10 protein-coding genes are annotated in these 13,225 nt (G+C 46.2%); 7 read left to right on the forward strand and 3 right to left on the reverse strand.

The genetic code is table 11. The features are described from left to right. Positions 1-37: 37 nt before the first annotated feature. Together bluB and AZ66_RS07530 are read right to left on the reverse strand one after the other, a co-directional pair. Entirely contained in the window at positions 38-700 is a 663-nt protein-coding gene (gene bluB / locus AZ66_RS07525) for a 5,6-dimethylbenzimidazole synthase (protein ID WP_028533753.1), read from the reverse strand. Positions 701-983: 283 nt separating this feature from the next. Continuing rightward, positions 984-3,092 carry an acyltransferase family protein gene (locus AZ66_RS07530; RefSeq protein WP_052648431.1) on the reverse strand — a complete coding sequence of 703 codons (2,109 nt, stop codon included), beginning with the start codon at positions 3,090-3,092 and terminating at the stop codon, positions 984-986. A gap of 651 nt (positions 3,093-3,743) precedes the next feature. Here AZ66_RS07530 and AZ66_RS07535 point away from each other — a divergent pair. The 3 genes from AZ66_RS07535 to AZ66_RS07545 all read left to right on the forward strand — a co-directional run bounded on the left by AZ66_RS07535 (position 3,744) and on the right by AZ66_RS07545 (position 6,355). Continuing rightward, the gene (locus AZ66_RS07535; RefSeq protein ID WP_231586778.1) at positions 3,744-4,718 is read left to right on the forward strand and encodes an NADPH:quinone reductase; all 975 of its coding nucleotides are present in this window, start codon (positions 3,744-3,746) and stop codon (positions 4,716-4,718) included. 294 nt (positions 4,719-5,012) lie between these two features. Further along, positions 5,013-5,465: a chemotaxis protein CheX gene (locus AZ66_RS07540; RefSeq protein ID WP_021261952.1), complete on the forward strand. Its 453-nt coding sequence runs from the start codon at positions 5,013-5,015 to the stop codon at positions 5,463-5,465. A gap of 113 nt (positions 5,466-5,578) precedes the next feature. Further along, on the forward strand, positions 5,579-6,355 hold the full coding sequence (locus AZ66_RS07545; protein ID WP_021261953.1) for an SDR family NAD(P)-dependent oxidoreductase: 777 nt from the start codon (positions 5,579-5,581) through the stop codon (positions 6,353-6,355). A gap of 148 nt (positions 6,356-6,503) precedes the next feature. Here AZ66_RS07545 and AZ66_RS07550 read toward each other — a convergent pair whose 3' ends face one another. After that, entirely contained in the window at positions 6,504-6,761 is a 258-nt protein-coding gene (locus AZ66_RS07550) for a DUF2573 family protein (RefSeq protein ID WP_044354286.1), read from the reverse strand. 171 nt (positions 6,762-6,932) lie between these two features. On the opposite strand from AZ66_RS07550, the gene AZ66_RS07555 reads away from it, so the two are divergent. The 4 genes from AZ66_RS07555 (at position 6,933) to AZ66_RS07570 (ending at position 13,111) form a co-directional block, all read left to right on the forward strand. Beyond that, the gene (locus AZ66_RS07555) at positions 6,933-8,219 is read left to right on the forward strand and encodes a DEAD/DEAH box helicase (protein ID WP_044354287.1); all 1,287 of its coding nucleotides are present in this window, start codon (positions 6,933-6,935) and stop codon (positions 8,217-8,219) included. Positions 8,220-8,482: 263 nt separating this feature from the next. Beyond that, a complete protein-coding gene (locus AZ66_RS07560) occupies positions 8,483-9,868 on the forward strand; it encodes an ABC transporter substrate-binding protein (protein WP_082061489.1) in 1,386 nt (461 codons plus the stop codon). Between the two features lie 191 nt (positions 9,869-10,059). After that, positions 10,060-11,448 carry an ABC transporter substrate-binding protein gene (locus AZ66_RS07565; RefSeq protein WP_021261957.1) on the forward strand — a complete coding sequence of 463 codons (1,389 nt, stop codon included), beginning with the start codon at positions 10,060-10,062 and terminating at the stop codon, positions 11,446-11,448. A gap of 196 nt (positions 11,449-11,644) precedes the next feature. Further along, positions 11,645-13,111: an ABC transporter substrate-binding protein gene (locus AZ66_RS07570; RefSeq protein ID WP_044354288.1), complete on the forward strand. Its 1,467-nt coding sequence runs from the start codon at positions 11,645-11,647 to the stop codon at positions 13,109-13,111. Positions 13,112-13,225 lie beyond the last annotated feature (114 nt).

The following is a 13,225-nucleotide window of genomic DNA, read 5'->3' on the forward strand; positions in this document are numbered from 1 at the left end:
TTTGTTGTTGAGTTGGGGAAGCTTGCCTATCGTAGATTTACAGCAGATTGGAAGAAGTGCCCCATGTATTGTCATAGACGAGCTGGCTTAATACTTTCCGCTTCTCCCAGTTGTAGGCTTCGAGCAGCGGTCGCTCCGGATAATCCTCTGTATAACCAATAGAGATAAGGGCAGTTGGATCAATATGAAGCGGGATGTTCAGAATCCGCCGGATATCCGGCTTCTTATAGAAGCTAACCCAGCCCATTGCCAAGCCCTCAGCGTAAGCGGCGAGCCACATATTTTGAATTGCGCAGCTGACAGACATAATATCGGTCTCGGGAATGGAGTTGCGACCGAGAACATGATCCCCGCCACGCGAAGGATCGCATGTAATGCAAATCGTAACAGGGGCCTCCAGAATGCCTTGAATTTTAATCTCCATAAACTTGGTGTCGCGATCTGTGCCTTCATAGTGAATCGCCAGCGCACGACGCTCGCGATCTACCACTTCTGCCAACTTCGCCTTGGTCTCCGCGTCTTTGATGACGATAAAGTTCCACGGCTGCATAAAGCCCACCGATGGCCCGTGATGGGCAGCCTCCAGCAGTTTGACCAGCAGCTCATCAGACACGGGCTGTTGAAGGAATGTACGAATATCGCGGCGATTGTATATCGCCTTGTAAACGCCTTCTTTTTCTTGTTCGGTTAGTTTATTCATTGTCATGAGTTGCACTCCTTTTTCTTGTAATTCAAAGGGATGTCATACTATTGAATGTTTTCCTCATATGTTTATTATAACGTACAAGTTATTCATGCTGCGAATCGGGGTAAGGTATGAATGGATCTCTTGTTGGGAAAGACAAAGGGCCTGCCATACATACATGTGGCAAGACCCTGCAGCGATCGTAATAGGTAACCTTACAGATGATAACGAATAATTGCTTAAGCACTGGATAAAACAAATCGAACAAAATTTTATATATGATAAAGCATTGTTTTGGTTATGAATGTTTTGTTGCGGGCGTTTTCCCGCTAGGTGGTGCCACAGATTCTTTGCCAGAACTGTGTCCTGATCCTTGTTGACGAGCAGACTGCTCATTCTTAACTCCAGATAGAGACTGAACAGCATCGGCCAATAGAGCGGCATATGCTTTGGCACCCTTAGGTACGAGATGAGTGCCATCCGGCTCGAAATAATCGTCATGGTCTTCACTGGCGTTGTACCAATCGACCAATGTAATGTTGGAATTGGCAGCAGCCGTTTTCGCTAACAACGCATTGATCTTGCCCTCCCATTTCTCAGGCATGCGCGTATTGACGAAAATAATTTGTTCAACATTAGAAAGGGATTCGATCAGTTTGTTTAACTGCTTTTCACCAAATATGCCGTTTGTTCCAAGTGCGATGATGACATATCTGCCAAGCTTATCGTTCTGCTTCAACCCCTGAATAATATCGCCGGCTTCAGACATCTGCCTTCCAATCTTCGCATCGACAACAGTACCAGGAAGCTGCTTGCTCAGATAGGGAGCAACATCGAGCATGACTGAATCTCCGATTGCCGTAATAGACCAGTTCTGCTTCTTGTCGGATGCGCGGTCTGCGTGAGACGACTGATTCGGCTGTTGTGTCTGCTTGCCTTTAGGCTGCCCGCCTCCTTTGGCAGTTGAGCTAGATTCTAATGGTTTATCGGCACCTGGAGTGCTGGGCTTCTTGATGGGATCAGAAGCAGCATCAGAGCGCTTCGGCTTCTTAGGTGTCGTATCCTTGGCTGCATGGGAGCCGCCGATATCTTCAATTTGGTGAGCCTTAGATGCAGTTCCCAGATTGTCATGCGTGATGACTATTCGCTTGTTAACAGCAGGTTCCTCGGATTGGGCTTGGGCGGCATCCACTAAGGAACGACCGCTCATTCCAACGTAGAAAAGGGTAAGCAGCAGAACACAGCAGGCGGAGACTGACCAATGCTTCCACGATAGCCGATGCCAACAATTAGGTTGCTCGCGCAGCTTGCGCCATAGTTGGGAGAGGCAGCCGCGTTGGATGGGCTGTTCGATATAACGCCACGACAAGGCGGCGAGCAGCACGCTCGCGGTGACCTGCAGCATGGCGCGCGTCCCATCGAATCCACTTGTATTGACTTCAGGATTAGTGAGAATTATGACCGGATAATGCCACAAATAAATGCCATATGATCGCTTGCCGATCCATACGAGCGGTCCCCAGCTGAGCAACTTACTCAAGCGGCTTGCTGGATGTGCAAGCGCCGCAATCGTAAGTGCGCTCACAATAGAGAGCAGCACGAATCCCCCTTGATATAGAAAATCATCGTATTCACTTACTTCTACAATCATATAGAGCATAGCGCTTAATCCGAGAGCCCCTATTAGATCAAGGCTTAAGCCTGCCTTATGATCTGTGTTTGAGGCAAGACGTCTGCTAGGCCATACGACTGCAAGTGCAGCCCCAATGAGAAGAGCGAATACCCGCGTGTCTGTACCGTAATATACACGGCTTGGATCAGTGCCTGGCTCATACAGCCATGCCATTGCCAATGCAGAAGCCGCTGCTGCCGCTGCAATTCCGAGCAGAAGCTGACCTCGCCTTGGTGCAAGCTTTAATCCAATAATGAGTAGTACAGGCCACACCAGATAAAATTGCCCTTCAACGGCAAGTGACCATAAATGAAGGTAGGGGGAGGGCGAATCAAAGCTGTCAAAGTAAGAAACATTGTGAAAAATGAGATACCAGTTGTTCCCATACACGAAGGTTGACCATATATCCCCTCGTAGTTTGGCCAAGCGCGCAGGATCGAAAATAGTTAACCAAGCAACGCTGAACAGCAGCATAACGAGAATGGCGGGAACAAGTCTGCGCACCCTATGTACCCAGAACGTGTACAGATCAATTGCACCTCGCTGCTGCTTTGTGGCAAGCAGTAAATCCGTTACAAGGTAACCGGACAAGACGAAGAAAATGCCGACACCTAAAAAGCCTCCTTGAGCCCAGTCAAGATTCAGGTGATAGGCGATGACGGCTAGAACAGCAATTGCTCTCAGGCCATCCAGGGCGGGCATGTAGCGTCTATCGTTGCGTCGAAGCTCATGCATTTTGGACGCCCCCTATGTGTGGTGTGACCACGACGAATAACCTTACTACTGAATCGTTATTCGGATGAAGTCTCATGCATAACCATTTCATTGTAGTCTTGATGTCCTTTCTTGAGATGTATGGGAACATGATTGATTTGAATAATAAACTGGTAAAGGTTTCAGGTGAGTCCTGCTTGCTGTGAACAGTGTTCGTAGCGAAGAGGATGAAGGGGTGTGAGTGTCAGATATTCTCTTACTCGTTCCTTGTGCCTATATCTCCTAACCGTGTGAACAAATATCAACGTTCAGAATAACCTCTCTTACTATATCGAAAAAGCACATATGTACTCGTTACAGATCTATTACATATTTTATTCAATTTTGTAATTTTTCGGATTCATGGTAAGGTTACAGCAATCTGTCCCAACACTTGTTACGCAAGCTATTGACCAGAGTTGTTGCAAGCGACAGTGGAAATGTTTTCAATGTCTGTTCCGGTCAATGGAACCGGTATGCATTTATGTTCATTTGTCGATAATTCCTGAGAAATTTGATGCGAATCTGGAAACTCATATGGAAATAGTAGATACTTTTATGTATACGAATCAGCATAATAATGACAGCTTAACTGGACATATCTTCATATGAATGGGAGGAATACAGTTGAAAGTGATTCAAATCGATAAGTTTGGTGGGCCTGAGGTCTTGCAGTGCGCGGAAGTGGACGAGCCAATTCCCGCCTCTAATGAAGTTCGTGTGAGATTGTTTGCTGCTGGTGTGAACCCAAATGAAACCTACATTCGTACAGGGACATACTCTTTCTGTATTCCAGAGCTGCCATATACGCCTGGGTTTGATGGAGCTGGAGTAGTAGATGAAATAGGTGAGGGAGTAACGCATCTCCAAGTGGGAGATCGCGTTTTCGTAACTGCCCTGTTGGCTAAGCGGAATACGGGTACGTATGCGCAAAAGGTAGTTTGCGATGCAAATGCTGTTCGCCGCTTACCGGATTCAATCTCATACGAGCAAGGTGCGTCTCTTGGTATTCCAGCACTTACTGCTTATCGAGCTCTGTTTCACAGGGCGAAAATTAAGCCGGGTGAGACCGTCTTGATACACGGGGCAAGCGGAGGCGTTGGTTTGTTGGCAGTACAAATGGCTAAAGGCTTGGGAGCAACGGTGATAGGAACGGCAAGTTCAGAAGAGGGGAAATCTTTGGTGAAAGCTTCAGGGGCCTTACATGTACTCGATCACATCACGGAAGCTTCTATAGATAAAATTATGTCTTTGACACACGAGAGAGGACCCGACGTAATCATCGAATTTTTGGCGAATGTGAATTTGGAGACTGATCTAAAAATAATCGCACCTTATGGCCGCATCGTCGTAGTTGGTAACCGGGGCAGTATTGAGATCAATCCGAGAGCGGCGATGATGAAAGAAGCAGATATTTTAGGGCTAGCTCTTTGGAATGCGCTACCCGATGAGTATGAGGAGAGTTTGCATGCTATTAAGGCTTTCCTGCAATCCGGTATTTTACATCCGGAGACCGGAGATATATTAGCGCTTGAGGATGCTAAAAAAGCTCATGAACAAATCACCAATAATAAAGCGCGTGGAAAGATCATATTATCCATTGATTAAGGAACAAAAAATCCGAAAAGAAGGCAGGCTGCCTACTAATGGGAAAGAGTTGTTTCTTACAGCAAGAACTGCAAAGAAGAAGAAAGGAAGAAAAATGTCGAATTGAACCCAAGGAAGTAGTTCTTTATACTCAAAAACTTAATTCGGATATGTTTTTCTTGTGAAAATGATAAAACATATAGTGCTTGGATGACCTGTTTTCAGTATAATAGGCATAGAAAAGTGGAAGTATAGGACGTTCGGAATGTGTCGAATATACTCCATTAATGTCGGAAAGGGGAAAAGATAGCTGAGATGAGAGCCGAATGGATTCAACCTTTTTTGCAATCGGCAAGCACAGTTATTGAACAAATTGTGCAAGTCCGTCCCAGTCGGGGAGAGCTTCAAATGGTAAGTTGGAGCGGTACGCATGATTTTCGCATCCAGGTCGGTCTGACGGGGCAGTTGTCCGGACAGGTAGCATTTGGCTTGAACGAAGATGTGGCGTTGAAAATGGCATCGGCTATGATGGGGGGAGCTCCTCTTGCATCCCTTGATGCTATCGGTGAGAGCGCCATTTCAGAGCTAGGCAACATGATTAGTGGCAACGCAACGTCACTGATGTACAATCAGGGAATCAGCGTTGATATAACACCTCCCCAGCTGCTCATATCGGCTGATCATGCTGGTCCTATTCAAGAGGTCTTGGCTGTGCCGTTATTATTGGATGGAATCGGTCGATTTGATGTACTGATGCATATCGGCTAAAGTGATAAAGTCGACGTTGTATCCTAATGCGGCGACGCAGTTCTGACCAACTGCACCTGCTTTGTATATAAGCGTTAGACATGGTGCGGATTGGCGGGTAAAGGAGTAAATCAATGGAACTGAAGGACAAGATTGTGCTTATCACTGGAGCATCGAGTGGAATTGGGGCTTGGACTGCTCAAGCAGCTGCTGCGAAGGGAGCCGTTCCGATCTTAACGGCGCGCTCCCTAGAGAAGTTGGAAGTCGCGGCTGTCTCGATGACGCCTTCACCTGCCGTCTATACGATGGATGTAACGAAGGATGAGGATGTAACGCGCGGAATTTCCACTGTGATGGAGAAGTATGGGCGTATCGATATCTTGGTGAATAATGCAGGTTTCGGCTTGTTTGAACGGACTGTAGATATGCCATCCTCGCAGTTCGCTGCGATGATGGATGTGAATTACATGGGAACGGTGCGCTGCACGAAGGCGGTTCTGCCTCATATGCTGGCCCGGGGAGAAGGACATATCATCAATGTAGCTTCTATGGCAGGCAAGGTTGGGTCTCCGAAGTCTGCAGGCTACACGGCAACGAAGCACGCGGTGCTGGGGTTCACGAATGCACTGCGCATGGAGCTGGCAGGGACAGGTGTTGCTGTATCCGCAGTGAATCCAGGACCTGTGAACACACCATTCTTCGAGCAGGCGGATCCAAGCGGACAATATGTAAATAATATTCGTTGGTTCATGATGGAGCCAGAAAAGGTTGCGCGGCATATTGTTCGGGTGATGGAGACCCGCAAGCAGGAAGTGGATCTCCCGTGGATTGGTGCGCTCGGAGGGCGGCTGTATGGGTTGTTTCCGAGAATATCGAACCGGATTGCGGCTAAAATGTTGAATAAGAAATAAACATGTGGATGTTGTTAGGATAGGCAACCATTGGCGATTCCGATGGTTGGCATGGCGAAGTCCGCCCACTCCTGTTCGAATTGGGATCAGGAGAAGGCGGACTTTTTGTGTGCTGAGCACGATTGGCGTGCTTCAAATACTACTCGTCTTACTGCTCGTCGCCTTCATTGGCACGGTGAGCCTCATTCATTTGCTTAATTTCCTCGAACAGCGCACGAACGGCTGCCTTGCCCTCTGGATTGGCATTGTTCCAATGACGGGTTAAGTTGGGCATTGTTTTGTGCATATGATTATAGAGCGCCCACATTTTCACTTTTTCTACCGTTGCAGGGTCAGTGTGTCCGGTAAGCAAATCGGCATATTTCTCGAGAAGCGCATCGAATGAAGCGGATAGGTTGTCGGTCATTTGCAGATACCTCCTTACTTTTTTAGATGTGCATGTTTAGGCTATCATAACGAGCAATCATTTGGAAAGTTGGAGTGAAGACTTCTTTTCGATATAATGGATACAGCGAACAATGGGAAGGTATGTTCATTATCATGAATCATCGCCTTCCATAGAGAGGAACGATACAAGTTGAGTACAACATTTGACACATTTGCAATACGAGAAGAGCTGAAGCTTCGGCTGGAGGCCAGACATATTACGGAGCCATCACCCGTACAGGCTGCGGCAATTCCTGCTGCATTGGAAGGACGCGACGTCCTTGCACAATCACAGACGGGTACGGGCAAGACGATTGCGTACTTGCTTCCTGTGCTAACCCGGATTCAGCAAGATGCGCGATCAACACAGGCCGTGATTATTGCGCCTACCCAAGAACTTGCGATGCAAATTGTTCGGGAAGCGGAATATTACAGTGAGGGCAGCGACATTCAAATTGCGTCGCTGATAGGCGGTGCGGCATTGAAGCGCCAGGTAGAGAAGCTGAAGCTTCACCCGCAGCTTGTCATTGGTACTCCGGGCCGGATTCATGAATTGATTGAGATGCGCAAGCTGAAGATGCACGAGGTGCGCACCATCGTCGTGGACGAGGTCGATCATGTGCTGCAGAAGGGCGGTGCGAGCGATACCGATTCAATTATGCGCAGCGCGCTGCGTGATCGTCAGCTTCTGTTCTTCTCCGCTACCCTACCTGCTGAGGTGAAGGCTCTTGCGGCACGTTGGATGCAAGAGCCCGTTAACATTGGCATTGAGCCGGAGAAGCGGATAGCGGATACGATTGAGCATCTTGTATTTGTATGCGAGGAGCGCGATAAGATTGATATGCTGCGCCGTCTCGTTCGTCATTGGAATCCGAAGCAGGCAATCGTATTCATCAATGACTCATCTGAGATTGCCGAATGGGAGCAGAAGCTGGGCTATGCGAACTTGTCAGTTGCTTCGTTATACGGAGATGCGCCGAAGCAGGAGCGGGTGAATGTCCTTCGACGCTTCCGTGAGGGACAGTTCCAGTTGCTGTTAGCTACTGATGTAGCTGCACGTGGATTAGATATACCGGATCTGCCGTATATCTTCAGTGCTCAGCCTGCATTGAATGCGGAACATTATGTTCATCGTGCAGGGCGAACAGGTCGCATGGGACGTCAAGGTGTGTCCGTCAACCTGATCTCTCCTCGTGAGCAGTTCATTATGCGCAAATTCGAACGTGAGCTCGGAATCGTTATCCATGAGCGCGACTTCTACAACGGTCGCATCTTCGAGTCGAATGATGCATCACGTCGTCCGAAGACGAAGCCAGCTGCGAATCAGCCGTTGAGCAAGTCGTCGGCTGGGTATCGCCCGGCGTCAAAGGACAAGCGTTCTGGCAAGGACAAGGATAAAGGCGCACCAAAATGGTTGAAAGAGAAGAAGCGCCAATAATTGAATTGACTTGAGGGTTACTACAGGACCGCCGCAGATGTTGAATCTGCGGCGGTTTTTTGTTTGACAATTGATAAGTGAGTTTTCACTTCCGTGTTACAGGTGGTTTCTTTCATCTACTAGGCAGAGTTTAGGGGGAATTATGGATATATTATCGAATCTAGGAAACCATACCCTAGGCTTCATCGTCTAATTAAGTAGATACCTATATATGTACATATATGAATATGATGTGTGCGGAGAGAGAGGAAGGGGAGCAGAAAGTGGCATCAAAGTGGAAAATAGGGGTGCTGTTGCTTACGGTAGTAGCCTTAATGAGTGGCTGCTTCGGGGAAAAGCCGGTGCTGGATCAGTTGGAAGAGGGGAAAGGCAAGATTAAGGTCGTTAGTTATAACGAGGAATCTTTTTATAATGAGTACGGCAATTATTTCAATATTAAATATCCAGATATCGAATTTGAAGTCGTTAGCTATCAAGAACTGGATGCCAATAATCAGGATGGTGAACCATTTGATTATGAAGAAGAGATGGACAAGTTTATAGAAAAAAACAAGCCTGATGTGCTTCTTTTAAGCGATACACAGTTCGAAAAGTACGCGCAAAATGGCAAACTGTACGGCCTTGATCAAATTATTAGCCAGGAAAAATTCGATCTGGAAGGCTATATGCCTGGCCTGATCGATCTGATTCGCTCCAAGGGGAATGGTACTCTATATGGATTGGCACCGTCCTTCTATACGAACGTGCTGTACTATAATCGAGATTTATTTAAGGAGCATAATATTGAGCCACCTCGCAACAAGATGAGCTGGCAGGAAGTTATCGACTTGTCCAAGCGATTTACTTCGATCGGTTCGGGAGACAACCAAGTCTATGGATTTTATCAATCCCATGGAGGTTTACGGTCTGTCGTGGGTCAAATCGTTTCATCCGCTGGATTGAACCTGTTCGATACGAAGAGCGAGAAGCTGCTTATTAATTCGGATGGATGGAAGAAGGCAATTAAGATGGCAACGGATGCTGTGCGAGACAAATCGATTGGTAATCCATCTTCCGAGCAGAGAAACGGTGGGATGGATGAGCCGTTCTTCCAAGGCAAGGCAGCAATGGTAAAGCAGGGGACTTGGTTTGCACAGCAACTCAGGGATCGCCCTCGTTATGATAAGAAGCTAAAAGAAATCAATTGGGACATCGTAACAGCGCCAATCGATCCTTCGAGTCCTGATGAATCGAGCAACGTGAGCTTATCTGAAATTTATGGGGTTGCTGCTGATTCCCCGAATAAGCGTACGGCTTGGGAATTCGTCAAGTTCGTGAATGGACCTGAAATGGCGAAGGCTTCTGCACGTTCAATGAATGGCACTATCCCAACACGCAAGGACTATTTTAAGGAGATTGATGGCCGCAGCACCGAGTCATTCTACCTGTTGAAGCCTAAATTGGGTACATACTCTTCAGGATTTTGGGATACTAAAGCTCCAGAGAAATTCAATGAGGGCTTCATGCCATTGGTTGATGAGTCGCTAAAGGCGGTAGTCGATAATAAGAAAACGGTGGATGAGGCCGTGGCTGAACTGGAAGCGAAAGGCCAACAATTATTAAATAAAGCGCATGAAGAGCAAAAGGCCAAATCAAATGATCAAAAATAGAAACTGCCACCGTATACCCTTTATTATTCTGTTTATACCTCCATTTATTAGGCAGGGAGCGAGAAAAATATGTCTAAAATCTTGAATCTAGGAAACCAAATGGTTGGTAAAGTCGTCTAAGTAAATAGGGGTATGTACAAATGAGCATATATTATGACTCTTTGTGCGAAAAATAGGAAGGGGAGAATGAATTGGCATCGAAGTGGAAAATAGGGGTGCTGCTGCTTACGGTAGTCGCCTTAATGAGCGGCTGTCTCGGGGAAAAACCGGTGCTGGAGCAGCTGGAAGAAGGGAAAGGCAAGATTAAGGTCGTTAGTTATAACGAAGAATCTTTCTATAATGACTACGGCAATTATTTTAATATTAAATATCCGGATATCGAATTTGAAGTCGTTAGCTATCAAGATCTGTATGCCAATCGTCAGGATGGCGACCCATTTGATTATGATGGAGAGATGGAAAAGTTTATAGAGAAAAATAAGCCTGATGTGCTGTTGTTAAATGATAAATTGTTTGAAAAATATGCGCAAAGCGGCAAGCTGTATGGTATCGAGCAGATTATTGGCCAAGAGAAATTTGATCTGGAAGGCTATATGCCAGGTCTGATCGATATGATCCGCTCCAAAGGGAACGGCACTCTATACGGACTGGCACCGTCCTTCTACACGAATGTAATGTATTATAATCGTGATTTATTTAAGGAGCATAATATTGAACCGCCGCGCAACAAGATGAGCTGGCAGGAAGTTATCGATTTATCGAAACGATTCACAGGTATCGGTTCGGGGGACAATCAGATCTATGGATTCTATCAATCTTATGGAGATGCGCAGTCAATCGTAAGCCAAATTGTCTCATCTGCTGCATTAAACTTATTCGATACGAAAGGCGAGAAGCTGCTGATTAATTCAGATGGATGGAAGAAGGCCATTAAGATGGCAACAGACGCCATTCGGGATAAATCAATCGGCATTCCATCCTCCGAGCAGCGAAACGGCGGAATGGATGAGCTGTTCTACCAAGGCAAGGCGGCTATGGTAACGGAGGGGACTTGGTTTGCTCAGCAACTTAGAAATCGACCTCTTTATGATAAGAAGTTAAAACCGATCAATTGGGACATTGTAACGGCGCCAATCGATCCATCGAGTCCAGATGAGTCGAGCAACGTGAATTTGTCGGAAATTTATGCGGTTGCTGCGGATTCCCCAAATAAGCGTGCAGCATGGGAATTCGTCAAGTTTGTGAATGGACCTGAAATGGCAAAGGCTGCAGCGCGCTCCAATAATGGCCGTATCCCTACACGCAAGGATTATTTCAAAGAAATCGAAGGTCGCAGCACCGAGCCATTCTACCTGCTGAAACCTAAATTGGGCATCACCTCATCAGGATTCTGGGGGAACAGTAAAATTCCAGACAAATTCCATCAAGAATTCATGCCATTGGTAGAGGAGTCGTTAAAGGCGATCGTCGATAATAAGAAAACGGTGGATGAAGCCGTGACTGAACTGGAAACGAAGGGGCAGCAAATGCTTAATAAGGCGTATGAAGAGCAAAAGGCCAAATCAAAAGATAAAAAATAATAGAATCTGAATCAAGATGCATCACAGATCCGTCATAGATCCTTCTATGGCGGATTTTTTATTCATTATGAGATCGGATAGAAGTAGCAGGGGAAATTGATTTCTTTCACATAAAATCAATTCTATTGTTGAATGATGGAAAAATGATCTATATACTTATTGTTGATATTTGGAAAAATAGGAAGGAGAGTTGTGTGTGAAGACGAAATGGAGGCTCGTCATATTTCTACTAACGATTACTTCTATGTTGAGCGGGTGTCTCGGGGAGAAGCCCGTATTGGAGCAGCTTGATGAGGGGAAAGGCAAAATTAAGGTTCTCTACTATAACGAGGAATCATTCTATCAACAGTATGGCAACTATTTTAATGTGAAATTTCCGGATATTGAATTCGAGGTTGTAAACTCAGAAGATATGTACGCGAACCGGAAGGATAATGAGCCGTTTGATTATGAAGCAGAAATGAAAAAGTTTCTTGATAAGCATAAGCCTGACGTCTTGTTCTTGAATGACACCATGTATGAAACCTATGCGAAGGACGGGAAGTTGTACAACATAGAGGAAATCATTGCACAGGAGAAATTTGATTTGGAAGGCTATATGCCAGGCCTTATTGATATGATTCGGGCGAAAGGGAACGGTACGTTGTATGGCCTTGCTCCATCTTTCTATACGAATGTAATGTATTTTAATCGCGCTTTGTTCAAGGAGCACAATATCGAGCCTCCACGCAATAAGATGAGTTGGCAGGAGGTTATCGATCTATCGAAGCGCTTTACGGGTATCGGTTCAGGAGACAATCAGATCTTTGGACTGTACCAAGACTATGGAGATGTAGAGCGTGTGATGGACAACATTGTCTCTACCTCTGGCTTGAAATTGGTAGACCAGAAGGGCGAGAAGCTGCTTATTAATTCGGACGGTTGGAAGAAGGCCATCACCCTTGCTACCGATGCGATACGGTCGAAGGCTGTCTATGTTCCACCACGTGATAATGGTGAGAATGGACAAATGATGCGGTTCGGTAATGATATGTTCATGAGAGGCAAGGCGGCAATGATGATTGAGAGCACATGGTTTGCGCGTCAAATTAAGGATCGACATCGTTATGACAAGGAAGCGAAGCAAATCGATTGGGATATCGTCACGGCACCGGTAGATCCGGCAACACCTGATGAGTCTGGCAATGTGTTTTTATCTGAAATATACGCGATAGCCGCAGATTCTCCAAATAAGCGAGCGGCGTGGGAATTCGTTAAGTTCGTCAATGGCACAGAAATGGCGAAGGCTTCTTCCCGAGCGCTGAGTGGACAAATTCCGACCCGCAATCAATTTTTCAAAGAAATCGACGGCAGAAGCACGGAACCGTTCTACTTGCTGAAACCGAAGTCTACCGCTGAGCGCTACAACAAAAATATTCCTATGGAATTTTACGAGCCTTATAACCAATTGCTGCGGAAAGCGTTGCAGGATATCGTCGATAACAAGAAGTCGTTAGACGAAGCGGTAGCTGAATTGGAAACAAAGGGGCAAGCCGAATTGATAAAGGCGAAAGAGGCAGAGAAGGCGCGTCTAGCGAAAGAGAAAAAAGGAGATTCGTCTTCGACGAAAACAGAGTCTACAGGCTCTACAGAATCCACAGGATCTACTAAATCAGGTGGCTAACCTGCCCGAATGATATATATGACGTTACAGTACCTATTCTGCATGCCTTCTTGTGGCGAGAATAGGTACTGATCGTTTGAAGGGATGCTGTTATACTATACCTGTTGGAAAATA

Origin of the sequence: Paenibacillus sp. E194 (genome assembly GCF_000935845.1) — a bacterium.
GTDB lineage: Bacteria > Bacillota > Bacilli > Paenibacillales > Paenibacillaceae > Paenibacillus_B > Paenibacillus_B alvei_B.